Origin of the sequence: Streptococcus sp. TATVAM-FAB8 (assembly GCF_046592795.1) — a bacterium.
GTDB classification, from domain to species: Bacteria; Bacillota; Bacilli; order Lactobacillales; family Streptococcaceae; genus Streptococcus; species Streptococcus ruminicola.
The window spans coordinates 155891-178212 of sequence record NZ_JAWVPQ010000001.1 but is presented as its reverse complement, the minus strand read 5'-3'; the positions used below and the strand labels follow the sequence as shown (position 1 = coordinate 178212).

24 protein-coding genes are annotated in these 22322 nt (G+C 37.7%); 21 read left to right on the top strand and 3 right to left on the bottom strand.

Annotated elements, in window-relative coordinates; all coding sequences use genetic code 11:
• The first annotated feature begins 60 nt into the window (after window positions 1-60).
• The 13 genes from SFC32_RS00840 (at window position 61) to SFC32_RS00780 (ending at window position 12592) form a co-directional block, all read left to right on the top strand.
• On the top strand, window positions 61-1719 hold the full coding sequence (locus tag SFC32_RS00840) for a hypothetical protein (RefSeq protein WP_411049611.1): 1659 nt from the start codon (window positions 61-63) through the stop codon (window positions 1717-1719).
• 155 nt (window positions 1720-1874) lie between these two features.
• On the top strand, window positions 1875-3875 hold the full coding sequence (gene metG, locus SFC32_RS00835; RefSeq protein WP_411049610.1) for a methionine--tRNA ligase: 2001 nt from the start codon (window positions 1875-1877) through the stop codon (window positions 3873-3875).
• A gap of 204 nt (window positions 3876-4079) precedes the next feature.
• The gene (locus SFC32_RS00830) at window positions 4080-5312 is read left to right on the top strand and encodes an aminoacyltransferase (RefSeq protein WP_411049609.1); all 1233 of its coding nucleotides are present in this window, start codon (window positions 4080-4082) and stop codon (window positions 5310-5312) included.
• Between the two features lie 207 nt (window positions 5313-5519).
• Complete coding sequence (locus SFC32_RS00825) at window positions 5520-5855, top strand: PadR family transcriptional regulator (RefSeq protein ID WP_270305948.1); 336 nt, start codon at window positions 5520-5522, stop codon at window positions 5853-5855.
• Window positions 5839-6660, top strand: a complete 822-nt coding sequence (locus SFC32_RS00820; RefSeq protein WP_411050217.1) for an ABC transporter permease — start codon at window positions 5839-5841, stop codon at window positions 6658-6660. The genes SFC32_RS00825 and SFC32_RS00820 overlap by 17 nt, the downstream gene beginning before the upstream one ends.
• Before the next feature lie 73 nt (window positions 6661-6733).
• Entirely contained in the window at window positions 6734-6970 is a 237-nt protein-coding gene (locus tag SFC32_RS00815) for a DUF2829 domain-containing protein (RefSeq protein ID WP_074868213.1), read from the top strand.
• On the top strand, window positions 6963-7661 hold the full coding sequence (locus tag SFC32_RS00810; RefSeq protein WP_411050160.1) for a 3-oxoacyl-ACP reductase: 699 nt from the start codon (window positions 6963-6965) through the stop codon (window positions 7659-7661). Before SFC32_RS00815 ends, SFC32_RS00810 begins: the two co-directional genes overlap by 8 nt.
• 105 nt (window positions 7662-7766) lie before the next feature.
• Window positions 7767-8210: an ASCH domain-containing protein gene (locus SFC32_RS00805; protein ID WP_411050159.1), complete on the top strand. Its 444-nt coding sequence runs from the start codon at window positions 7767-7769 to the stop codon at window positions 8208-8210.
• Between the two features lie 82 nt (window positions 8211-8292).
• On the top strand, window positions 8293-9255 hold the full coding sequence (locus SFC32_RS00800; protein WP_411050158.1) for a Gfo/Idh/MocA family protein: 963 nt from the start codon (window positions 8293-8295) through the stop codon (window positions 9253-9255).
• Window positions 9256-9377: 122 nt separating this feature from the next.
• Entirely contained in the window at window positions 9378-10760 is a 1383-nt protein-coding gene (gene glmU / locus SFC32_RS00795; protein WP_411050157.1) for a bifunctional UDP-N-acetylglucosamine diphosphorylase/glucosamine-1-phosphate N-acetyltransferase GlmU, read from the top strand.
• 183 nt (window positions 10761-10943) lie between these two features.
• Window positions 10944-11492 carry an NUDIX hydrolase gene (locus SFC32_RS00790; RefSeq protein WP_093814936.1) on the top strand — a complete coding sequence of 183 codons (549 nt, stop codon included), beginning with the start codon at window positions 10944-10946 and terminating at the stop codon, window positions 11490-11492.
• A 3-nt stretch (window positions 11493-11495) separates the two neighbouring features.
• On the top strand, window positions 11496-11831 hold the full coding sequence (macP, locus tag SFC32_RS00785) for a cell wall synthase accessory phosphoprotein MacP (RefSeq protein WP_074479925.1): 336 nt from the start codon (window positions 11496-11498) through the stop codon (window positions 11829-11831).
• A gap of 68 nt (window positions 11832-11899) precedes the next feature.
• A complete protein-coding gene (locus tag SFC32_RS00780) occupies window positions 11900-12592 on the top strand; it encodes a 5'-methylthioadenosine/adenosylhomocysteine nucleosidase (RefSeq protein ID WP_074564203.1) in 693 nt (230 codons plus the stop codon).
• A 47-nt stretch (window positions 12593-12639) separates the two neighbouring features.
• Here SFC32_RS00780 and SFC32_RS00775 read toward each other — a convergent pair whose 3' ends face one another.
• Together SFC32_RS00775 and SFC32_RS00770 are read right to left on the bottom strand one after the other, a co-directional pair.
• Window positions 12640-13290 carry a metal-dependent transcriptional regulator gene (locus SFC32_RS00775; protein ID WP_074560738.1) on the bottom strand — a complete coding sequence of 217 codons (651 nt, stop codon included), beginning with the start codon at window positions 13288-13290 and terminating at the stop codon, window positions 12640-12642.
• 134 nt (window positions 13291-13424) lie between these two features.
• Window positions 13425-14249, bottom strand: a complete 825-nt coding sequence (locus tag SFC32_RS00770) for a peptidylprolyl isomerase (RefSeq protein WP_411050156.1) — start codon at window positions 14247-14249, stop codon at window positions 13425-13427.
• A 149-nt stretch (window positions 14250-14398) separates the two neighbouring features.
• On the opposite strand from SFC32_RS00770, the gene SFC32_RS00765 reads away from it, so the two are divergent.
• On the top strand, window positions 14399-16804 hold the full coding sequence (locus SFC32_RS00765) for a DNA translocase FtsK (protein WP_411050155.1): 2406 nt from the start codon (window positions 14399-14401) through the stop codon (window positions 16802-16804).
• 34 nt (window positions 16805-16838) lie between these two features.
• Here SFC32_RS00765 and SFC32_RS00760 read toward each other — a convergent pair whose 3' ends face one another.
• On the bottom strand, window positions 16839-17192 hold the full coding sequence (locus SFC32_RS00760; RefSeq protein WP_133017523.1) for a DUF3397 domain-containing protein: 354 nt from the start codon (window positions 17190-17192) through the stop codon (window positions 16839-16841).
• Window positions 17193-17494: 302 nt separating this feature from the next.
• Here SFC32_RS00760 and rplK point away from each other — a divergent pair, with 302 nt between their 5' ends.
• The 7 genes from rplK (at window position 17495) to SFC32_RS00725 (ending at window position 22287) form a co-directional block, all read left to right on the top strand.
• A complete protein-coding gene (gene rplK, locus SFC32_RS00755) occupies window positions 17495-17920 on the top strand; it encodes a 50S ribosomal protein L11 (protein ID WP_020917264.1) in 426 nt (141 codons plus the stop codon).
• Window positions 17921-18075: 155 nt separating this feature from the next.
• On the top strand, window positions 18076-18765 hold the full coding sequence (rplA, locus tag SFC32_RS00750; protein ID WP_004232886.1) for a 50S ribosomal protein L1: 690 nt from the start codon (window positions 18076-18078) through the stop codon (window positions 18763-18765).
• A 207-nt stretch (window positions 18766-18972) separates the two neighbouring features.
• Window positions 18973-19710, top strand: a complete 738-nt coding sequence (gene pyrH, locus SFC32_RS00745; RefSeq protein ID WP_074560734.1) for a UMP kinase — start codon at window positions 18973-18975, stop codon at window positions 19708-19710.
• Window positions 19711-19762: 52 nt separating this feature from the next.
• The gene (gene frr, locus SFC32_RS00740) at window positions 19763-20320 is read left to right on the top strand and encodes a ribosome recycling factor (RefSeq protein ID WP_004232884.1); all 558 of its coding nucleotides are present in this window, start codon (window positions 19763-19765) and stop codon (window positions 20318-20320) included.
• A gap of 215 nt (window positions 20321-20535) precedes the next feature.
• Window positions 20536-21402, top strand: a complete 867-nt coding sequence (locus SFC32_RS00735; RefSeq protein WP_074560733.1) for a S1 RNA-binding domain-containing protein — start codon at window positions 20536-20538, stop codon at window positions 21400-21402.
• Between the two features lie 163 nt (window positions 21403-21565).
• Entirely contained in the window at window positions 21566-22075 is a 510-nt protein-coding gene (gene msrA, locus SFC32_RS00730) for a peptide-methionine (S)-S-oxide reductase MsrA (protein WP_006532814.1), read from the top strand.
• Entirely contained in the window at window positions 22072-22287 is a 216-nt protein-coding gene (locus tag SFC32_RS00725) for a YozE family protein (RefSeq protein WP_006532813.1), read from the top strand. Before msrA ends, SFC32_RS00725 begins: the two co-directional genes overlap by 4 nt.
• The last annotated feature ends 35 nt before the right edge of the window (window positions 22288-22322 follow it).

Below are 22322 nucleotides of genomic sequence, written 5' to 3'. Positions count from 1 at the left end.
TAGCTGTAAAATTGTTTAATTGTGTTATAATGATAGAACAAAATTAAAGGAGATATTGTGATGAAAAAGACGGTATCCTATTGGTTAATTGCTTTATGGTTTTTAGTAATGCTAATCAGCTATTGGATTTTTTTACCGCCCATTAATATTTTTAGCGTAGCATTTTGGCTTTTTGTTTTAGAGGGCTTATGTTTAGCCTTTGGAGTCATTGCCTTGTTGTCTCTTGGTGGAAAAGTCCAACAAATAACATTCCAAGTGCCAGGTAGTCGTGCTCGAAAAGTAGTTTCAGCACCGAAACCAGCTTTTGGAAAAGCTTTGTCTGCTATCAGCTTTGCTATTGCGGCGATTTTACTTATTCTTGGCGCGTCAACTTTCCTTAACTCTCGTTTGTTTAGAGCAAAAAGTTATGCTAATGTAATCAAGGTCAAAGATGCTGATTTTACTTCTGATTTCCCAGAGACTGATATTTCTCACTTGGCTTTGCTTGACCGTTCATCAGCTAAGAAAATTGGTGACACTTATCTTGGAACGATTGATAAAGTTTCACAATTTGGTATTTCAGATGATTATCGTCAAGTGACAATTGGTGAGCAACCTTACCGTGTATCGCCACTTGAATACAAATCTTTCTGGAAATGGTTTTCTAATCACAAAGACGGAATTGGTTACTATGTCAAAGTCAACCAAACAACTGGTAAAGCAGAGCTAGTTAAACTCGATAAAGGAATGAAATATTCAGATTCTGAGTACTTTTTCAATGATACGCTCCGCTATTTACGCCTAAAATATCCAACAGTGATTTTTGGGGACCCATCGTTTGAAGTTGATGATAAAGGCAATCCTTACTACGTCGCAACTACTTATAAACCTAAGTTCATGTTGACATCTAACGACCCAACGGGAGCTATTTTGCTTAATGCGGTTACGGGTGAGACAAAACGTTATGACCTTAAAGATGTTCCAAAATGGGTTGACCGCGTCTTTTCTGCTAATAATGTAATTAGCCGTGTTGATGATTATTACACTTATCAAAAAGGTTTCTGGAATACTGTCTTTAGCCAAACAGGTGTGAAAAAGACAACGGATAGTTACAACTATATCTCAATTGGTTCAGATATTTACCTCTACACAGGTATCACATCGGCTACTGCAGACTCTTCAAACCTTGGCTTTATTTTGGTTAATATGCGTACTCGTGAAGTGACAAATTACAAGTTAGCTTCAGCAACAGAAACAGCAGCTCAAGAATCAGCCGAAGGAGAAGTACAAGAAAAACATTATGAAGCAACAGCGCCAACCTTGGTGAAATTGGATGGCAAAGCTTATTATCTTGTTTCTCTTAAAGATGCTGCTGGTTTGGTTAAATCTTACGCTATCGTTGATGCAGAAGATTACCAACAAGTGACCGTTGATAATGACATCGAGACTTTGATTGCTAAGTTCACGGATTCAGATACTTCAGCTTTGTCAGGTGTCGTTGACAATTCTGGCGAATCCAAAAAAGTCAAAGTGATTACTGGAGTGGTGGATAAATTAGCCAGCCAAATGATTTCAGGCTCAACAGTTTACTACATCTCATCATCAGGAGAGATTTACAAAGTTAAAGCAACGACTGATACAACAGACAAACTTCCTTTCCTTGCTGTTGGAGATGAATTTAAAGGTGAACTTCAAGATGATAATTACTTGACTAAGTTTGAAGTAACTAATCAAAAATAAACAGTGAAGAGTTTGGAATAAAAATTCCAAGCTCTTTTGAATACGATTTTTTCGTATTGCCTGACCATTTAACCTATAATCAGCTATAAATTTATGTTATAATTAGGTGTTATCAATAAGGGAGTTTCATTAGCTCCTATTTGAAAGGAAAGAAAATGACTAGTAAACAACCATTTTACATTACAACACCAATTTACTACCCATCAGGTAAGCTTCACATTGGTTCAGCTTATACAACAATCGCTTGTGACGTTTTAGCACGTTACAAACGTATGATGAACTATGATGTCTTTTATTTGACAGGGCTTGACGAACACGGTCAAAAAATCCAACAAAAAGCTGAAGAAGCAGGTATCACACCACAAGCTTACGTTGATGGTATGGCTGCTGATGTTAAAAAACTTTGGAAAATGCTTGATATCTCATATGATAAATTCATCCGTACAACTGATGAATACCATGAAAAAGTTGTCGCTGAAGTTTTTGAAAAATTATTGGCACAAGATGACATTTATTTAGGTGAGTATTCTGGTTGGTACTCAGTTTCAGATGAAGAATTCTTTACAGAAAGCCAATTGGAAGAAGTTTTCCGTGATGAAAATGGTAAAGTCATCGGTGGTATTGCTCCTTCTGGACACGAAGTTGAATGGGTTTCTGAAGAGTCTTACTTCCTACGTCTTGGAAAATACGCTGATCGCTTGGTAGAATTCTTCCACGCACACCCAGACTTCATCCAACCTGATGGTCGTATGAACGAAATTATCAAAAACTTCATCGAACCAGGTCTTGAAGATTTGGCTGTCAGCCGTACATCATTTACATGGGGTGTTAAAGTCCCTTCAAATCCAAAACACGTTGTTTACGTATGGATTGATGCTCTTCTTAACTATGCAACAGCTCTTGGTTATGGTCAAGAAGACCACGCAAACTTTGATAAATTCTGGAATGGAACAGTCTTCCACATGGTTGGTAAAGATATCCTTCGTTTCCACTCAATTTACTGGCCAATTATGTTGATGATGCTTGACATGAAATTGCCTGAACGCTTGATTGCCCACGGTTGGTTTGTCATGAAAGACGGTAAAATGTCTAAATCTAAAGGTAATGTGGTTTACCCAGAAATGTTGGTTGAACGTTTCGGACTTGACCCACTTCGTTATTACCTCATGCGTTCACTTCCAGTTGGTTCAGATGGTACATTCACACCAGAAGATTACGTTGGACGTATTAACTATGAATTAGCTAACGATCTTGGTAACCTTCTTAACCGTACAGTTGCCATGATTAACAAATACTTCGGTGGTGAAGTGCCTGCTTACGTTGAAAACGTTACTGAATTTGACGCTGACTTAGCAGCATTAGTCGCTGAAAAAATCACTGAATACCACAAACAAATGAACGCTGTTGATTACCCACGCGCTCTTGATGCTGTTTGGAGTATCATCTCACGTACAAATAAATACATCGACGAAACAGCTCCTTGGGTACTTGCTAAAGATGAAGCTAAACGTGACGAATTAGCAGCAGTAATGGCTCACTTGGCAGCTAGCCTTCGTGTGGTTGCTCACCTTATCCAACCATTCATGATGACAACATCAAATGCTATCATGGAACAACTTGGTCTTGGTGCTAACTTTGACCTTGAAAACCTTGTACTTTCAGGTTTCCCAGAAGGTGTTAAAGTGGTTGCTAAAGGAACACCAATCTTCCCACGTCTTGACATGGAAGCTGAAATTGATTACATCAAAGCTAACATGGGCGCTGGTGCTGTTGTCGCAGAAGAAAAAGAATGGGATCCAACTCAAGTAGAACTTAAAAACGAAAAGAAAGCTATCAAATTTGATGACTTTGACAAAGTTGAAATTCGTGTTGCTGAAGTCAAAGAAGTTTCTAAAGTTGAAGGTTCAGAAAAACTTCTTAAATTCCGTCTTGATGCCGGTGATGGCGAAGACCGTCAAATCCTATCAGGAATTGCGAAATTCTATCCAAATGAACAAGAATTAGTTGGTAAAAAATTGCAAATCGTTGCAAACTTGAAACCACGTAAAATGATGGGACTTGTCAGCCAAGGTATGATTCTTTCAGCTGAACATGATGGAAACTTAACAGTTCTTACAGTTGATCCAAGCGTACCAAATGGAAGCCAAATTGGATAATTTTTATTAGCATAAATACTTAAAAATACTCAGTTCTCACAGTAGTTTTATACTGTAGGAACTGGGTATTTAGCTTGCTCTCAAATGAAAAGAAAATTGAAAAGATAAAGGAAATTCTGAAAAAAGATTGTTAATTTTCGATTAAGTTTCATTTGATAAATTTACTGACGCATTAAACAACGTTTTTAGAATCGAGAATAAGAAATGATATTAAAAATCTTATCACGAGAAGATTATGAAAAACTAGACACACGTTTTAAAGAACGCTCTTTCATGCAATCGGTGCAAATGGCTGATTTGCTTGAAAAACGTGGCTTTGACATCACATTTTTAGGTTTGGAAACTGATGGGGCTATTCAAGTAGCTGGTGTGCTTTACAGCATGCCGATGACTGGTGGACTTCACATGGAAATCAATTCTGGACCAGCTTCGACAAGCACAGCCTATCTTTCTGAATTCTATAAGGAATTAAAAGCTTATGCTAAGGAAAATGGTGCATTCGAACTGATTGTTAAGCCATATGACACCTACCAAAGTTTTGACAGTCATGGTAATCCAAACGGTGATGAAAAGCCTGAATTGATTAGCTGTTTGACTGATTTGGGATACAGTTATGACGGTCTTCAGACAGGCTATCCAGGAGGTGAGCCTGACTGGCATTACGTGAAGGATTTGTCAGGATTAACACCTGAAACGCTTCGTAAATCATTTAGTAAAAAAGGTCGCCCACTTGTTAACAAGACAAATTCATTTGGAATTAAAGTGCGCAAATTAAACCGCGATGAACTTTACATCTTTAAAGAAATCACAGCATCAACATCTGAACGCCGTGAATATACAGATAAACCGTTAGATTATTATGAAGCTTTTTACGATAGTTTTGGTGATAAATGTGAATTCATGATTGCAAGTATTAATTTTCAAGATTATCTCAAAAATGTGCAAGCTGGTCATGATAAGATTGCAGCAGAGTTAGCTGTTTTAAATCAAAAAATCGCTGATGGCGTTAACTCAGCCAAGGTTAATAAGCAAAAAGCTCAGTTAGACAAACAAATTGCGACATTTGATGTTCGTCTAAAAGAAGCCAAAGCCTTGATTGAAAAACACGGTTCAGAGGACGTGGTCTTAGCAGGAAGCCTCTTTGTTTACACACCACAAGAAGCTGTTTATCTTTTTAGTGGTTCATATACTGAATTTAACAAATTCTATGCCCCAGTTGCTCTGCAAGAACACGTGATGACAGAAGCACTGAAACGTGGCATTAATTTCTATACTTTCCTTGGTATTCAAGGAATTTTTGATGGCAGCGATGGTGTTCTTCGTTTCAAACAAAATTTTAATGGTTACATTGTCCGCAAAATGGGAACATTCCGTTATTACCCACGCCCACTACTTCATAAAGTTGTAGCCTTAGTCAAGAAAATCTTAAGACGATAACATATGATACTAACGACTCTAAATTAACTAGAATAATAATTCTTTGTAACTTATTTATAGTTAGAAGTAGATTTATCAACATTCGGAATCAACCTTTTATAGGTTGATTTTCTCTTTTTTTGCTATTTTGCTTTACATAGTAGTAGGGAAGAGTTACAATATTGTAGTATAATGTAGTATGTAATACAAAATAGTGAAGGAGAAAATATGAGAGAGACGCAACTGTTAAAGGGTGTATTAGATGGCTGTGTTCTACAGATTATTGCCAAAGAAGAAATTTACGGCTATGAACTGGTACAACGCTTAAAAACTGCTGGTTTTGTTAATATTGTGGGTGGTACTGTTTATCCACTTTTGCAAAAGCTAGAAAAAAAGGGGATGATCTCATCACAAATGAAACCTTCTCCAGATGGTCCTCCACGCAAATATTTTAAAATAACTGAAAAAGGAACAGTTTATTTAAGCGATTTTTGGGATGAGTGGCATGACCTAGTATTAAAGGTATCAGAATTAGAGGTGAACAATAATGGAAAAGACAATTAATTATTTTGAAGAAACCAAAAAAGTAGTGGAAAATTTTTCGCAGTTTGATAAAGAATATTTTAAAAAAGTTGAAGATTATATGCGTTATTCAACAATCTTACGTGATGAGGATGCTGTTCGTGAACTTATTTTTCAACTAGCACTTGACCTTAGAGATGCTGAAAAGGATGGATTGACTGCTAAAGAATTTTTTGGAGATAATCCCAAGAAAATGGTAGACGATCTTGTTAAAAATTCAAAGGTTTCTTCTAAATTGTCTATAGTAAAATTATTTACTTTTTTCATCACAGTTATTTGTTATGGACATTTTTTAGGCGACTATTCATCAAAAGGCATTGTTTCATTTAATGTAATTGATTACTTAAGTAGTATTGTTTTTGGTGGCATTGTTTTACTTGTACTTGTTCCCTTTTACAAGAAAAGTGTCTATGAATTCACTTTCCAAAAAAATAAGATTTTGAATACAGTTATTTATGTATTATTAGCACTTTTTATAGTTGGAATTTTTTTCTTATTAAGCGAGTTTGAAACTGTTGTTACAGTAAGAAGTTTAATTCTTTCACCGATGATTAGTGTTATTTTAGCTTTATTTTTAAGCATAGTTGCGATATATATATCAGTCAAAAAGATTTTGTTCAAATCTTTTATTCCAATTATAGCGGGGTATTTTATTTCTGGAACATTAAGATTGGTTATTAATTTAACTGGAGTTCAGAATACTTTTTTAGACTATTTACCAGTCACTGTGATATGTGTTGGAATACTTTTATTTTTAAAACAATCACATATTATAAATTTTAAATAATCATGATAACCAAAACGAGCCTAGGTGCTCGTTTTTTGGTATACTAGTGGTATTAATTATCAAGGAGAGAGAAATGACTTTTGAAGAAATTTTGCCTGGTTTGAAGGCTAAGAAAAAATATGTGCGTACTGGCTGGGGCGGAGCAGAAAATTATGTTCAACTTTTTGACAGCATCGAGCAAAATGGTGTGGCACTTCCAGTGACACCATACTTCCTTATCAATGTGTCAGGTGAGGGCGAAGGTTTTTCAATGTGGTCACCAACACCTTGCGATGTCTTAGCTACTGATTGGGTCGAAGTAAATGACTAAGGTACTTATCACAGGTGTCAGCTCAGGAATTGGGCTTGCTCAAGCGCGACTTTTTTTGGAAAATGGCTGCGCGGTATACGGTGTTGATAAGTCGCAAGCGCCTGAGATTCAAAATGATAACTTTCATTTTCTACAGTTAGATTTGACGACGGATTTAGTTGCGCTTTACGATTTTGTATCTGACGTGGATATCTTGTGTAACACCGCTGGAATTCTCGACGCTTACAAAACTCTACTTGAGGTATCAGACGATGAATTAGAACGCGTGTTTCAGACTAATTTCTTTGCGACAGTTAAAATCACCCGCCACTATTTAGCTAAAATGGTTGAAAGACAATCAGGTATCATCATTAACATGTGCTCGATTGCTTCATTTATTGCAGGTGGGGGCGGAGCAGCTTACACAGCTAGTAAGCATGCACTTGCAGGTTTCACACGCCAGCTTGCACTTGACTATGCTAAAGACAAGATTCAAGTGTTTGGTATCGCACCAGGTGCGGTTAAGACAGCCATGACAGCTAGCGATTTTGAACCAGGAGGCTTGGCTGACTGGGTCGCCCAAGAAACACCAATTGGACGCTGGAGTAATCCTGAGGAAATCGCTGAGCTGACTGGATTTTTAGCATCAGGAAAAGCCACATCTATGCAAGGCGAAATTGTCAAAATAGACGGCGGCTGGAGTTTGAAGTAGAGGCATAAAAAGGAGGCTTCAAAATGAAGAGGAGAAAACCATAGTGGATATTTCTGTCATACAGATTGTAAGAAGAAGTAAGACAGAAAAGAATAGGAGATAAACATGAACGCACAAGAACTATGGAATGAATACAAGCAAATCAATCCCTCAATTGGTGATGACATTGATGCTTGGCAGTTTGGAGTTGAACCAGATTTATTAGCGCAATTGGTTTTAGACAGGACAAAAACAGCTACTGCCTCAGCCTATGACTTATACGCAGTTGACAATGACCCGTTACCTGAAGTTGGCTCCTATGATGTGGTATTAGATAGCAAAGACCAAGCGGTTTGCATTATTCAGATTAAAAAAGTTTCTGTGGTAGCTTTTGAAGAAGTTTCTGAGGAACATGCTTTTAAAGAAGGTGAGGGAGATAAAACTCTTGCCTACTGGAGGCAAGTTCATGAAGACTTTTTCAAACCTTATTATGATGACTATGGTTTGACTTTTAACGGTCGAAGTCTCATCGTTTTAGAAGAATTTGAAGTGGTTTATCCCAAAGGATAGTATGAGAAATACTTGTTATAGTATCAGTTTGTGAAACAAACTTGTGTTAAACTGTGCTTAGACATTAATTAGGAGGAAATCCATGAAATTAGCTATTTTAGGAACAGGAAAAATCGTTGAAGAGGTTTTACCAGTTTTAAAAGAAATTAATGGAATCGAATTATCAGCGATTTTATCAACACCGCGCAGCATTGAAAAGGCTGAAAAGCTAGCTGAGCTTTATGCGATTAGTCAAGCTAGTAGCGACTACGATAGCATTTTGGCAAATCCAGATGTGGATACGGTTTATGTTGCCCTTCCAAATCACTTGCATTATGACTACGCTAAAAAAGCTTTGCTAGCTGGCAAACACGTCATTTGTGAAAAGCCATTTACGTTAACATTAGCGGAATTTGAAGACTTGGCAAAAATTGCAGAGCAAAAAAATCGCATTTTGCTAGAAGCAATCACCAACCAATATCTAGGAAATTTTGCTTCGATTAAGGCGAATCTTGCAAAACTAGGGGATATTAAAATTGTTGAGTGTAACTATTCTCAATATTCTTCACGCTACGATGCCTTTAAACGTGGTGAAATTGCACCAGCTTTTGACCCAGCAAAAGGTGGCGGAGCTCTTCGTGACTTAAATATTTACAATATTCATTTGGTTGTTGGTTTGTTTGGTAAACCTGAAAAAGTTCAGTACTTGGCAAATGTTGAACGCGATGTGGATACTTCAGGAATTTTGATTATGGATTATGGACATTTCAAGGCTGCTTGTATTGGTGCCAAGGATTGCTCTGCGGATATTAAATCAACTATTCAAGGAAATAAAGGGTCAATTGCCGTTCTTGGTCCAACCAACAGTATGCCTGAGTTGTCGTTAAGTCTTAACGGTCAAAGCATGACAATGATTAATGAAAATTCACTTAATCACCGCATGCATGATGAGTTTGTAGCCTTTCAAGCTATCATTGAGCACCAAGATATGACAGCCATGAAACTGGCGCTTGAGCACAGCCGTTTGGTAATGGAAGTTTTAGAAGCAGCTGTTAATAGCCTCTAACGGATAAAAATGAGCCCAATGCTTATAAATGTGATATAATGGAGTAGCTTGTGTAAGTTAATGCAAGGAATTTTCCTTTCATAACTTGCAAATCTACTCTATTTTTTTAAGGAATTATAGTCATGTCAAATTATGCAATTATTTTAGCAGCTGGTAAAGGAACACGTATGAAATCTGACCTTCCTAAGGTCCTTCATAAAGTTTCTGGCATTACCATGTTAGAACACGTTTTCCGTGCGGTATCAGCTTTGAATCCAGAAAAAAATGTGACTGTTATTGGTCATAAAGCCGAAATGGTTCGTGAAGTTTTAGCTGGCAAATCAGAATTTGTCATGCAAACTGAACAACTTGGAACTGGTCATGCTGTCATGATGGCAGAAGATGAGTTGGCTGGTCTTGAAGGGCAAACACTTGTTATTGCAGGTGACACACCACTTATTACTGGTGAAAGCTTGAAAGAATTGATTGAGTTTCACGTTAGCCACAAAAACGTTGCGACTATCTTAACAGCAACAGCTGAAAATCCATTTGGTTACGGACGTATCATCCGCAACGAAAATGGTGAAGTGCTTAAAATCGTTGAACAAAAAGACGCTTCTGAATTTGAACGCCAAGTTAAAGAAATCAATACAGGAACTTACGTTTTTGATAACAAACGTTTATTTGAAGCTCTTAAAAACATCAACACAAACAACGCTCAAGGTGAGTACTACTTGACAGATGTTATCTCAATTTTCCGTAACGCTGGTGAAAAAGTTGGTGCTTATGTTCTTCATGATTTTGATGAAAGCCTTGGTGTTAATGACCGCGTGGCACTTTCTACTGCAGAAGACATCATGCGTCATCGCATCAATAAAAAACACATGGTTAACGGTGTTACTTTCCAAAATCCAGCAGCAACTTACATCGATGTTGACGTTGAAATCGCTCCTGATGTGATGATTGAAGCCAACGTTACCCTTAAAGGAAATACAAAAGTTGGCGCAGGTTCTGTTTTGACAAATGGAACATACCTTGTTGATTCAACAATCGGTGAAAATGTGGTTATCACAAACTCTATGATTGAAAAATCAGTGGTTAAAGATGGTGTTACCATTGGTCCATTTGCTCACGTACGTCCTGATTCAACACTTGAAGAAAAAGTTCACGTTGGTAACTTCGTTGAAGTGAAATCATCAACAGTTGGTAAAGGAACAAAAGCAGGTCACTTGACTTACATTGGAAATACAACAACTGGACACGATGTTAACTTCGGAGCTGGTACTATTATTGCTAACTACGACGGACAACACAAATTCAACACAACTATTGGAAATAATGTCTTTGTTGGAAGTAACTCAACAATCATTTCTCCAGTAACTTTGGGTGACAATGCTCTTACAGCAGCTGGTTCAACAATTTACCAAGATGTTGAAAAAGATGCTCTTGCTATTGGACGTGGTCGTCAAGTTAATAAAGCAGGTTATGCTCTTAATAAACCACACCACCCAAATAACAAAAAATAATCATTTTTGCTAAACTTTTTGGCATTTGAAAAGAGGATGACAAGCTCACCCTCTTTTTCTATTTTTTAGAAAAATTAAGTAGATTTCACGGATATTTCAGCAGTTTAAGCGTATTGGAATAGCAATTCTTAGGACTTTGTAGTAAAATTTAATGTGGAAATATTTTAAGGGAGATTGCTTAGTATGGATTTTGAAGAAAAAACGCTCAAGCGAACAGAGATTTTTGATGGGCATGTGATTAAAGTTGTTGTCGATGATGTTGAGTTACCAAATAATCTAGGACAAGCTAAACGTGAATTGATTTTTCACCGCGGAGCAGTTGCTGTTTTAGCTGTAACTGATGAGAATAAAATTATTTTGGTTAAACAATATCGTAAGGCTATTGAAAAAGTTTCTTATGAAATCCCTGCTGGTAAGCTCGAAATTGGTGAAAACGGCTCTGAGAAAGATGCCGCTGCGCGTGAATTAGAAGAGGAAACAGGATACTCTGGCGAGTTAAAACAAATTCATGAGTTTTACACTGCCATTGGTTTTTGCAATGAAAAAATTAAGCTTTATCAAGCAACTCATTTGCAAAAAGTGCCAAATCCACGACCACAAGATGATGATGAAGTTTTAGAAATTCTTGAATTAAGCTATCAAGAATGCATGGATTTGGTCAAATCTGGAGCAATCGAAGATGCTAAAACAATCATAGCCCTTCAATATTATGCTCTGCATTTTGGAGGATAAAAAATGGGTAGACCACTTTTAACAGACGAGATAATCGAACGTGCTAACCGTGGTGAAATCTTTTATGATGATAATTACTTAGAAGATGATGAAGAAACGAAGGTCATCCGAACAGACCAGTATGACACCTTGACTAGCTATGATCCTTATGAGGATTATGAAGACTCTCGTGGTGTTTTGGACAAATGGAAAGACCGCAAAAAAGACGATCAGCATGTTTACAAAAGTCGTCGAATTGAAAATGCGAAACGCAGTAAATTTCAACGAAAACTTAACATGATTATGTTTGTAGTTGTTGTTTTATTGATTGCACTCTTTTTCGCAGTATTTAATCTATAAAAATTAGAAGGAGAAGCAGGAGTAATAACTTTGGAAATAACAGTTGGTATTGCTCTTGTATTTTTGAGATGAAAATTGGAATTATTGCCGCAATGGAAGAAGAACTAAAACTTCTTGTTGAAAATCTTGGTGACAAAACAGAACACGATGTTTTGGGAAACACTTACTATGAAGGTAAGCTAGGCAACCATCAAGTTGTCCTTGTTCAATCAGGAATTGGTAAAGTCATGTCAGCTATGTCTGTTGCTATTCTTTCTGACCATTTTGGTGTTGATGCTGTGATTAATACAGGGTCAGCAGGTGCAGTAGCTCCTGGCTTGAAGATTGGTGACGTTGTTGTTGCTGACAAATTAGTCTACCACGACGTTGATGTGACAGCTTTTGGTTATGATTACGGTCAAATGGCTGCGCAACCACTTTATTTTGAATCAGACCAAAATTTTGTTAAAACATTTGAACAAGTGTTAACGGAAGCTAACATTGATAGCAAAATTGGTTTGATTGCGACAGGTGATTCATTTATTGCTGGGCAAGATAAAATCGATGCGATTAAAGCACGCTTCCCAGAAGTTCAAGCTGTTGAAATGGAAGGAGCTGCGATTGCGCAAGCTGCTCACAATTTGCACAAACCATTTATCGTTGTTCGTGCTATGTCAGATACAGCTGCACATGATGCCAATATTACATTTGATGAATTTATCTTGGAAGCTGGTAAACAATCAGCAAAAATCTTGATGACATTTCTTGAAAAATTAGCTTAAGTCAGAAAAAGCCTGAGGCAAGTACCTCAGGCTTTTAATATGGAATTTTAGTCAACTTTTTGAACATAAATTTGTTCAGCGATTCGTTCAGGAATCACGAGTTGTCGTGATTGATAGGCAAGAGTATGTGTCTTAGCATAGTCATCAACTTTAACCAATTCAACAGTATCGTTAATTGCTAAGCCGTGTTCTTCAAGGTAGTTTAACAAATGAGCTTCGTCGTGAGTACGGCTGATTTGATAAGTGCCAAGTTCTTCAATCTGGCTGAGTGTTTGGTTGTGAACTTCAATCAAGAGTTCGCCTTTTTTAGGAATTGTTCCACCGTGAGGACAAAATTCAGGATAATTGAGTTTTTCTTCTAGGCGATCAATGAAGATTGTTGAGACCGTGTGTTCAAGGACTTCAGCTTCTTGGTGGATTTCATCGGCATTGTAATGAAGGTGGTTAGCCAAAAAGACTTCGATGAGGCGGTGCTTACGATAGAGTTGTGAGACTAATAATAAGCCTTTTCTAGTCAGGTAGTAGCCAACCTCTTTATCCTTAACGATGAGCCCTTCAGCAATCATTTTTTTGACCATTTCAGTTACAGCTGGTGCTGAAACTTGCATTAAGGCAGCAATTCTTTTATTGGTTATCTTAGTTTTAGTTTCTCCTAGTTCATGGATACATTTTAGATAATCTTCTTTATTTGGTGTCATCTTATCTCGCTTTCTGTTCTTCTATTATAGCAAAAATCTTTTAACCGTGAGGTGGAAAGCCTGTTATTATAGGATTATTTTAGGAAAACAAGCAAAAAATCAAGGCAGGAAGTCCTAGCTTGATTTTTTAGGGATTATTTAAAGTTGTAATCTTTGACAATGTCAATCTTAGTAATGGTAATATCGCTAGTTGGTTTGTCGTTGCTATCAGTATCTACTTTAGAGATAGCATCAACAACATCCATACCATCGATAACTTGTCCAAATACAGTATAGTTTTTATCTAAGCTTGGGTTACCACCTTTGGTATAAGCGTCAATGATTGCTTTTGGATAGCTGTCGCTTGAGAGCTGACTAGATTGGTCAGCTGGATTTTGGTTGATGAAAAATTGACTACCATTGGTATCAGCACCAGCATTTGCCATAGCAAGAGCTCCTCGGATGTTATAGAGGTAAGGTGAGATTTCGTTAGCAAAACCATTACCAGAATCGATTTTCTTGTCTTTACCTTTCCAGATAGACTCTCCTCCTGTGCCGTTTCCTTTAGGGTCACCAGACTGAATCATAAAATCAGAAATCACGCGGTGAAATAGAAGACCGTCGTAGTAGCCTTTCTTAGCATGAGTTAGGAAATTTTCCACGGCAAGAGGTGCATGTTTTGGAAAGAGTTTAATGGTAATGTCACCTTTAGAGGTATGCATGATGACTTCAGCTTCATTTTGAGCAACCTCTGTTGATAATTGAGGAAAAGCAGATGCATCTGCCTGAAGAGCTTTTTTAATCTCTTTTTGGTATGCTTTTGATGATGATGCGCTGGCACTGGCTTGCGCGGCAGAAGAACTTGCTGCTGTCTTAGCATCGACATAATCATTTCCACGAATGGCTCGGGTCATGTTTCCACAACCAGATAAAGTAGCCAAGCAGACGACGGTTAAACCAAGTGACAATAGTTTTTTCATGATACCTCCTTATTGACAAATAGTTGTCATATCAGTAAATCCTTATGGTGACAAAGTGTCAATAAAATTATTGAAGTTATTTAGCTATTTCATTTTATCATAAATCTACGCTAATAACCTAAAAGCTTAAAAAATGCTATAATAAGGATATGGCAAAATCAAAAAGTAGAAGAAAAGGTCGTAAAACACGGCGACCGACAAAAGCAGAAATAAAAAGACAAAAGGCACTGGAACGCTTTATTTTAGCAATTGTGACAACGGTTATTTTTTTCTTTGCGATGGCTCGCTTGGGAATCTTTGGGATAACGGTTTACAATCTTGTGAGACTAGCAGTAGGAAGCTTGGCTTACGTGTTGATGGTTGCAGTCCTACTCTATTTTCTTGGATTTAAGTGGTTTCACAAGCAGGCTGGACTTATTGGCGGTTTTGTGGTGACCATGATTGGTCTCTTGTTAGAATGGCATGCTTACCTTTTTTCACTATCAGCCTTTCGTGATAAGGAAATCTTCTCCACAACAGCTAGTTTGATTTTTAGCGATTTGGTCAAGTTCAAAGTCACTAAATTTGTTGGTGGCGGTATGCTTGGTGCTGTTTTATACAAACCCGTTGCTTTTCTTTTTTCAAATGTTGGCACATTTTTGATTGGGGGACTTTTCATCATTCTTGGACTCTTTTTGATGAGTCCTTGGGAAGTTTATGACCTCATTGATTTCTTCAAAGAAAAATCACAAGAGTGGGCTGCCAAACATGAAATCAGAAAGCAAAAACGCTTTGTCAAACGTGAGGAAAAACGTGCGCTTGCTGAGCAAAAACGTCAAGAAAAAGCTCAAAAAGCCGAAGAAGAACGTTTGGCTCAGTTGACGGTTGATCAAGAGACTGGTGAGATTTTAGATGGTCCAGATGACAATGAAGCGTCATTATTTGACAATATTCCAGCCGAAAATGCTGCAGTTGAACCTGAAATTTTGGCTTATGAGCATGTACCAGAAGGTTTGGAAGAAACAGCTTCTGAAGAAAATCTTAAACCAGAAGTGACACCAGCTGAGCAAGAAATGATTGATCAAGAAGATGATGGGGAACCATTGGAAGTTGATTTCACAGCTAAGGCAAATCTTCTTTATAAGCTTCCAACCATTGATTTATTTGCACCTGATAAACCGAAGAATCAGTCAAAAGAAAAAAACATTGTCCGTAGAAATATCAAAGTCTTGGAAGATACCTTTAATAGTTTTGGGATTGATGTCAAGGTTGAACGAGCTGAAATCGGTCCGTCAGTTACAAAATACGAAGTCAAGCCAGCCGTTGGTGTGCGTGTCAACCGCATTTCAAACTTGGCTGACGATTTAGCGCTGGCTCTTGCAGCAAAAGACGTTCGTATTGAAGCACCGATTCCAGGTAAGTCATTAGTTGGTATTGAGGTACCAAACTCAGAGATTGCTACAGTTACTTTCCGTGAGCTTTGGGAACAAGCAGACACAGATCCAAATAAACTTCTTGAAGTCCCACTTGGTAAGGCTGTTAATGGAACTGCTCGTACCTTTGACCTCGCTCGTATGCCTCACTTACTTGTGGCAGGTTCTACAGGTTCAGGTAAATCTGTTGCGGTCAACGGTATCATTGCAAGTATTTTGATGAAAGCACGCCCAGACCAAGTCAAGTTTATGATGATTGACCCTAAAATGGTTGAGTTGTCTGTTTATAATGACATTCCACACTTGCTAATTCCTGTGGTAATCAATCCACGAAAAGCAGCGCGTGCGCTTCAAAAAGTGGTTGATGAAATGGAAAATCGTTACGAACTCTTCAGTCATTTTGGTGTGCGAAATATCGCAGGATACAATGCCAAGGTTGAAGAATTTAATGCACAGTCAGAGCAAAAACAAATTCCATTGCCACTTATCGTGGTTATCGTCGATGAACTTGCTGACTTGATGATGGTTGCCAGCAAAGAAGTGGAAGATGCGATTATTCGTTTGGGACAAAAGGCGCGTGCAGCAGGTATTCACATGATTCTTGCGACACAACGTCCATCTGTAGATGTCATCAGCGGTTTGATTAAGGCAAACGTGCCATCACGTGTAGCCTTTGCCGTATCATCAGGAACTGATAGTCGTACGATTTTAGATGAAAATGGTGCTGAAAAACTTCTTGGACGTGGTGATATGCTCTTTAAACCAATTGATGAAAATCACCCTGTTCGTTTGCAAGGTTCATTTATATCAGATGATGATGTTGAACGTATTGTTGGCTTTATCAAAAATCAAGCTGACGCAGATTACGATGATAGTTTTGATCCAGGTGAAGTGTCTGAATCTGATTTGAAATCAGGTGGAGGCGGTGCTTCGCAAGAAGGTGACCCGCTCTTTGAAGATGCTAAAGCTTTGGTTCTTGAAATTCAAAAGGCAAGCGCCTCAATGCTCCAACGTCGTTTGTCAGTCGGCTTTAATCGCGCAACCCGCTTGATGGATGAACTAGAAGCAGCAGGAGTCATCGGACCAGCAGAAGGAACAAAACCTCGCAAAGTCTTAATGACAAAGCCATCTCCAGAAGCATAATAAAAAAACGTTAGCCAGAAGGTTAACGTTTTTATTATGCAAGTGTAAAAACTAAAATTAAAACAATAATGTAAAAAATAAATGTGACGATAAAACCTGAACGCCAGAAAAATTTACCAAAACGACGGTAAGAAAATGAGTGATTTCTCTTTAAGAAAAATGCGGTTAAGCTAAGCGCCAGTAAGGATAAACAGATTAAATAGTAAAAGAAAACACTGCTATCTAAAAATTTATTAACGACCAAAGCAATCTCAAACGCAAAAAGTGGAAAAGCAAGGTCAGTGAAGAGAATTCCAAAACGTTTTAAATTGAAAAATTTAACAAGAATATAAGCAAAAATAGGTGTTAAAAAGATAAAAGAAAAGGAAAATAATTTGTACATCATCATGTCTTATATTTTATACTGAAAGTTTGAAGAAGTAAATAATTAGAAGATTATTCTTGAAAAATACTTTTAAATTTTTGATCAAGCTAGTAAAGGAAATTTAGCCGAATCAAAAAGTTGAAAGTGCTTGCTTTTAAAAACTAAGCTAAAAACTTGTCACATCAAGCATTTTTTAGGAAATATTTGATGTAAATTCCTTGCTTTTTCCTAGAATTAATGTATAATGGTAGGGTATGCTATTGAGCATATCTGTGGGAGGTAAAAATCTTAATTACCGCCAAAACCACAACAGGAGGATTTTATAAATGGCTAAAAAAGTCGAAAAAGTTGTTAAACTTCAAATTCCTGCTGGTAAAGCTACACCAGCTCCACCGGTTGGACCAGCTCTTGGTCAAGCAGGTATCAACATCATGGGATTCACTAAAGAATTCAACGCTCGTACAGCTGATCAAGCTGGTATGATCATCCCAGTTGTTATCTCAGTATATGAAGACAAATCATTTGATTTCGTAACTAAAACACCACCAGCTTCAGTTCTTTTGAAAAAAGCTGCAGGTGTTGAAAAAGGTTCAGGAACACCTAACACAACTAAAGTTGCAACAGTTACTCGTGCACAAGTACAAGAAATTGCTGAAACTAAAATGCCAGACTTAAACGCTGCAAATGTTGAATCTGCAATGCGTATGATTGAAGGTACTGCTCGTTCTATGGGATTCACTGTTGTTGACTAATCAATAGCAACCCAATTAGTGGATTAATTGAGGTAAACACACTGTACCGTTGAGATTAATTCACGCTAGACCCGCAAGACTTCATCGTAATTTGATGAGTGACGTGGGAGATTTTAAATCAAATCGATATGACCACATTACAAGGAGAATTTTAAATGGCTAAAAAAAGCAAACAAATGCGTGCTGCACTTGAAAAAATCGACAGCACTAAAGCTTACAGCGTAGAAGAAGCTGTAGCTCTTGCAAAAGAAACTAACTTCGCAAAATTTGATGCATCTGTAGAAGTTGCATACAAACTTAACATTGACGTTCGTAAAGCAGACCAACAAATCCGTGGTGCAATGGTATTGCCAAACGGTACTGGTAAAACACAACGTGTTCTTGTATTCGCACGTGGTGCTAAAGCTGAAGAAGCTAAAGCTGCTGGTGCAGACTTCGTTGGTGAAGACGATCTTGTTGCTAAAATCAACGACGGTTGGCTTGACTTTGACGTAGTTATCGCTACACCAGACATGATGGCTATCGTTGGACGTCTTGGACGTGTCCTTGGACCTCGTAACCTTATGCCAAACCCTAAAACTGGTACAGTAACTATGGACGTTGCTAAAGCAGTTGAAGAATCTAAAGGTGGTAAAATCACTTACCGTGCTGACAAAGCAGGTAACGTACAAGCTATCATCGGTAAAGTATCATTCGACGCAGACAAATTGGTTGAAAACTTCAAAGCTATCCACGAAGTTATGGTTAAATCTAAACCAGCTACTGCTAAAGGTACTTACATGACTAACTTGTCAATCACTACTACACAAGGTGTAGGTATCAAAGTAGATCCAAGCTCATTCTGATTGATACATTAATGAAGAATCCGTTTCTTTGAAACGGATTTTTTTATGGGCTGTGTGATCTTTCTAATGAAATGAAAAGGGAAATGATTTATCTGTTTGAATCACATAGTTGATCTGTTTTTAATCTTTCAAAATTCAACGAATTTTGCTAGGTAAAATAGGTAAATTATGTTAAAATAATAAAGATAAAAAAAGGAGTAACTTGAAGTGGAACCTAAGTATAAACGTATTTTAATTAAATTATCTGGTGAAGCGTTAGCTGGTGAAAAAGGTGTCGGAATCGATATTGAAACTGTTAAAACTATCGCAAAAGAAATTGCTGAAGTACATAGTTCAGGTGTAGAAATTGCTTTGGTTATTGGTGGTGGAAACCTTTGGCGTGGTGAACCAGCTGCTGCAGCTGGTATGGACCGTGTTCAAGCTGACTACACAGGTATGCTTGGAACAGTTATGAACGCTCTTGTTATGGCTGATAGCCTTCAACAAAATGGTGTTGATACACGTGTTCAAACATCAATCCCAATGCAAAACGTTGCTGAACCATACATCCGTGGTCGTGCGCTTCGTCACCTTGAAAAAAATCGCATCGTGATTTTTGCTGCTGGTATCGGCTCACCTTACTTCTCAACTGATACAACAGCTGCTCTTCGTGCCGCTGAAATCGACGCTGAAGCTATCTTGATGGCTAAAAATGGTGTTGACGGTGTTTACAACGCCGATCCTAAGAAAGATGCTAATGCTGTCAAATTTGATGAATTGACACATGGTGAAGTGATTAAACGTGGTCTTAAAATCATGGACGCAACTGCATCAACACTTTCAATGGACAACGATATTGATTTGGTTGTCTTTAACATGAACCAAGCTGGTAATATTAAACGTGTTGTCTTTGGTGAAGCTATCGGTACAACCGTTTCAAATAAAGCTGAACACCACGACAAATAATTGTCAGCTCTGCTATTTCCCAAAAAACAAGAAATGAGGACTAATACTATTTATGGCTAATGCTATTATCGAAAAAGCTAAAGAACGCTTTGAACAATCACACAGCTCATTAGCACGCGAATTTGCTTCAATTCGTGCTGGTCGTGCAAATGCATCTCTTTTGGACCGTATCCAAGTTGAATACTATGGTGCAATGACACCACTTAATCAATTGGCTTCTATCACAGTTCCAGAAGCACGTGTTCTTTTGATTTCTCCATTTGATAAATCATCATTGAAAGATATCGAACACGCAATCAACGCTTCAGACCTTGGTATTAACCCTGCTAATGACGGTTCAGTAATCCGCTTGGTTATTCCTGCCCTTACAGAAGAAACTCGTAAAGCACTTGCTAAAGACGTTAAAAAAGTCGGTGAAAATGCTAAAGTTGCTATCCGTAACATCCGTCGTGATGCTATGGACGAAGCTAAAAAACAAGAAAAAGCTAAAGAAATCACTGAAGACGAATTGAAAGTTCTTGAAAAAGACATTCAAAAAGCAACTGATGAAGCTGTTAAACATATCGACACTATGACAGCAAACAAAGAAAAAGAATTGCTTGAAGTCTAATCAGTAAGAAAAAAGGTTAGGGGGAGTGGGACAAAAATCGGTAATTTCGAAGAAATTCGATTTTGTCGTCCCACCCCCGCACAGTTGAGTAGGGTTGTAAAAGCTGATTTATCAGCGCATTAGAATCCACTCAACCACTGCGCCTTGATTATTACAATTGCATAAATAATGAGGCTGAGCACTTTTGTCTCAGCCCTTTTATAAAGGAAGAATAAATGAATAATTTACTTGCCACTGTCATCACAGGACTTGTGATTGACGAAAATGCGAAAGCGTATTTTGTACAAAAAGATGGCGTGACTTTTATGTTAGACAAGGCTGAAGGTGAGCATAAAATTGGTGATATGGTCAAAGGATTTGTCTACACTGATATGCACCAAAAAGCTCGTATGACAACAGCGGAAGTTGCCACAACTCGTACTAGCTACGGTTGGGGTGTTGTCACGGAAGTTCGCCGCGATTTGGGTGTCTTTTTGGATACAGGTCTTGCTGACAAACAATTTGTTGTGTCACTTGATGTCTTGCCTGATATGAAAGAACTTTGGCCTAAAAAAGGTGATAAACTTTATGTTCACCTTGACGTGGATAAAAAAGACCGTATCTGGGCAATTCCAGCGCAACCTGAAGTTTTCCAAAAAATGGCTGGACCAGCTTACAATAACATGCAAAATGAAAAATTACGTGCTATTGTTTACCGTTTGAAATTATCTGGAACATTTGTTTACTTACCAGATAACAACATGCTTGGTTTTATTCACCCAAGTGAGCGCTACGCAGAACCACGCCTTGGTGAAGAAGTAACTGCACGTGTGATTGGTTTCCGCGAAGTTGATCGTACCCTTAACTTGTCACTAAAACCACGTTCATTTGAAATGCTTGAAAATGATTCACAAATGATTTTGACTTATTTGCAATCAAATGGTGGCTTTATGACACTAAACGATAAATCATCTCCAGCAGATATCAAAGCAACATTTGGTATTTCTAAAGGTCAATTTAAAAAAGCACTTGGTGGCTTGATGAAAGCACGTAAAGTGAAACAAGACCAATTCGGTACAGAATTAATCGAAAACGAGGATTAAATATAAAAAAGATTACAGTGATGCCTTAAGCAAAGCTGTGGTCTTTTTTAGTTAAAATTGAAGTTTTTTTGATTTCCAGTCACGTGAAAAAAGTATTCACTGGACAACTCGATTTTTGATTTTTTTGATATAATAGATTCACTAGATTTTTGGAGGTTATAGAATGGAACGTGCGATTTTTGCGGGTGGTTGTTTCTGGTGTATGGTGCAACCATTTGAAGAACAAGATGGTATTTTGTCAGTTCGCTCTGGATATACTGGTGGGCATGTGGAAAATCCGACTTATGAGCAAGTTAAAGCGCATGAGACTGGACATACTGAAGCGGTTGAGATTATTTTTGATGAAGAAAAAATCTCTTATGGTGATTTGGTAGAGATTTATTGGGCACAGACTGATCCAACCGATGCTTTTGGGCAATTTGAAGATCGTGGTGACAATTATCGTCCTGTTATTTTTTATAGTGATGAATCTCAAAAAGAAATTGCTGAAGCTTCTAAAGCAGCTTTGCAGGCTTCTGGACGATTCAAAGATCCAATTGTAACTGCTATTGAACCCGTCCAACCATTTTATGTGGCAGAAGATTATCACCAAGGTTTTTACAAGAAAAATCCTGAGCACTACGCTGAAAGCAGCGCTATCAGACATGCATTTTTGGAGGAAAATTGGAAATGAGAAAGTCATTTTACACTTGGTTGATGACGCAACGTAACCCAAAAAGTCATGAGCCTGTAGCGATTTTAGCTGACCTTGTTTTTGAAGATACTACTTTTCCAAAGCACACTGATGATTTTGAAACCATTAGTCGTTATCTAGAAGATGAGGCTAGCTTTGCTTTTAATCTCAGTGAATTTGATAAAATTTGGGAAGATTATTTGGCGCATTAATGATTGTTAGATTCAAATAAAAAAGGAAATCACGG

What these genes read in the sequence shown, in the direction of transcription:
- SFC32_RS00840 (WP_411049611.1), top strand. Translation starts at nt 61, where the DNA reads ATGAAAAAGACGGTATCCTATTGGTTAATTGCTTTATGGTTTTTAGTA.
- metG (WP_411049610.1), top strand. Translation starts at nt 1,875, where the DNA reads ATGACTAGTAAACAACCATTTTACATTACAACACCAATTTACTACCCA.
- SFC32_RS00830 (WP_411049609.1), top strand. Translation starts at nt 4,080, where the DNA reads ATGATATTAAAAATCTTATCACGAGAAGATTATGAAAAACTAGACACA.
- SFC32_RS00825 (WP_270305948.1), top strand. Translation starts at nt 5,520, where the DNA reads ATGAGAGAGACGCAACTGTTAAAGGGTGTATTAGATGGCTGTGTTCTA.
- SFC32_RS00820 (WP_411050217.1), top strand. Translation starts at nt 5,839, where the DNA reads ATGGAAAAGACAATTAATTATTTTGAAGAAACCAAAAAAGTAGTGGAA.
- SFC32_RS00815 (WP_074868213.1), top strand. Translation starts at nt 6,734, where the DNA reads ATGACTTTTGAAGAAATTTTGCCTGGTTTGAAGGCTAAGAAAAAATAT.
- SFC32_RS00810 (WP_411050160.1), top strand. Translation starts at nt 6,963, where the DNA reads ATGACTAAGGTACTTATCACAGGTGTCAGCTCAGGAATTGGGCTTGCT.
- SFC32_RS00805 (WP_411050159.1), top strand. Translation starts at nt 7,767, where the DNA reads ATGAACGCACAAGAACTATGGAATGAATACAAGCAAATCAATCCCTCA.
- SFC32_RS00800 (WP_411050158.1), top strand. Translation starts at nt 8,293, where the DNA reads ATGAAATTAGCTATTTTAGGAACAGGAAAAATCGTTGAAGAGGTTTTA.
- glmU (WP_411050157.1), top strand. Translation starts at nt 9,378, where the DNA reads ATGTCAAATTATGCAATTATTTTAGCAGCTGGTAAAGGAACACGTATG.
- SFC32_RS00790 (WP_093814936.1), top strand. Translation starts at nt 10,944, where the DNA reads ATGGATTTTGAAGAAAAAACGCTCAAGCGAACAGAGATTTTTGATGGG.
- macP (WP_074479925.1), top strand. Translation starts at nt 11,496, where the DNA reads ATGGGTAGACCACTTTTAACAGACGAGATAATCGAACGTGCTAACCGT.
- SFC32_RS00780 (WP_074564203.1), top strand. Translation starts at nt 11,900, where the DNA reads ATGAAAATTGGAATTATTGCCGCAATGGAAGAAGAACTAAAACTTCTT.
- SFC32_RS00775 (WP_074560738.1), bottom strand. Translation starts at nt 13,290, where the DNA reads ATGACACCAAATAAAGAAGATTATCTAAAATGTATCCATGAACTAGGA.
- SFC32_RS00770 (WP_411050156.1), bottom strand. Translation starts at nt 14,249, where the DNA reads ATGAAAAAACTATTGTCACTTGGTTTAACCGTCGTCTGCTTGGCTACT.
- SFC32_RS00765 (WP_411050155.1), top strand. Translation starts at nt 14,399, where the DNA reads ATGGCAAAATCAAAAAGTAGAAGAAAAGGTCGTAAAACACGGCGACCG.
- SFC32_RS00760 (WP_133017523.1), bottom strand. Translation starts at nt 17,192, where the DNA reads ATGATGATGTACAAATTATTTTCCTTTTCTTTTATCTTTTTAACACCT.
- rplK (WP_020917264.1), top strand. Translation starts at nt 17,495, where the DNA reads ATGGCTAAAAAAGTCGAAAAAGTTGTTAAACTTCAAATTCCTGCTGGT.
- rplA (WP_004232886.1), top strand. Translation starts at nt 18,076, where the DNA reads ATGGCTAAAAAAAGCAAACAAATGCGTGCTGCACTTGAAAAAATCGAC.
- frr (WP_004232884.1), top strand. Translation starts at nt 19,763, where the DNA reads ATGGCTAATGCTATTATCGAAAAAGCTAAAGAACGCTTTGAACAATCA.
- SFC32_RS00735 (WP_074560733.1), top strand. Translation starts at nt 20,536, where the DNA reads ATGAATAATTTACTTGCCACTGTCATCACAGGACTTGTGATTGACGAA.
- msrA (WP_006532814.1), top strand. Translation starts at nt 21,566, where the DNA reads ATGGAACGTGCGATTTTTGCGGGTGGTTGTTTCTGGTGTATGGTGCAA.
- SFC32_RS00725 (WP_006532813.1), top strand. Translation starts at nt 22,072, where the DNA reads ATGAGAAAGTCATTTTACACTTGGTTGATGACGCAACGTAACCCAAAA.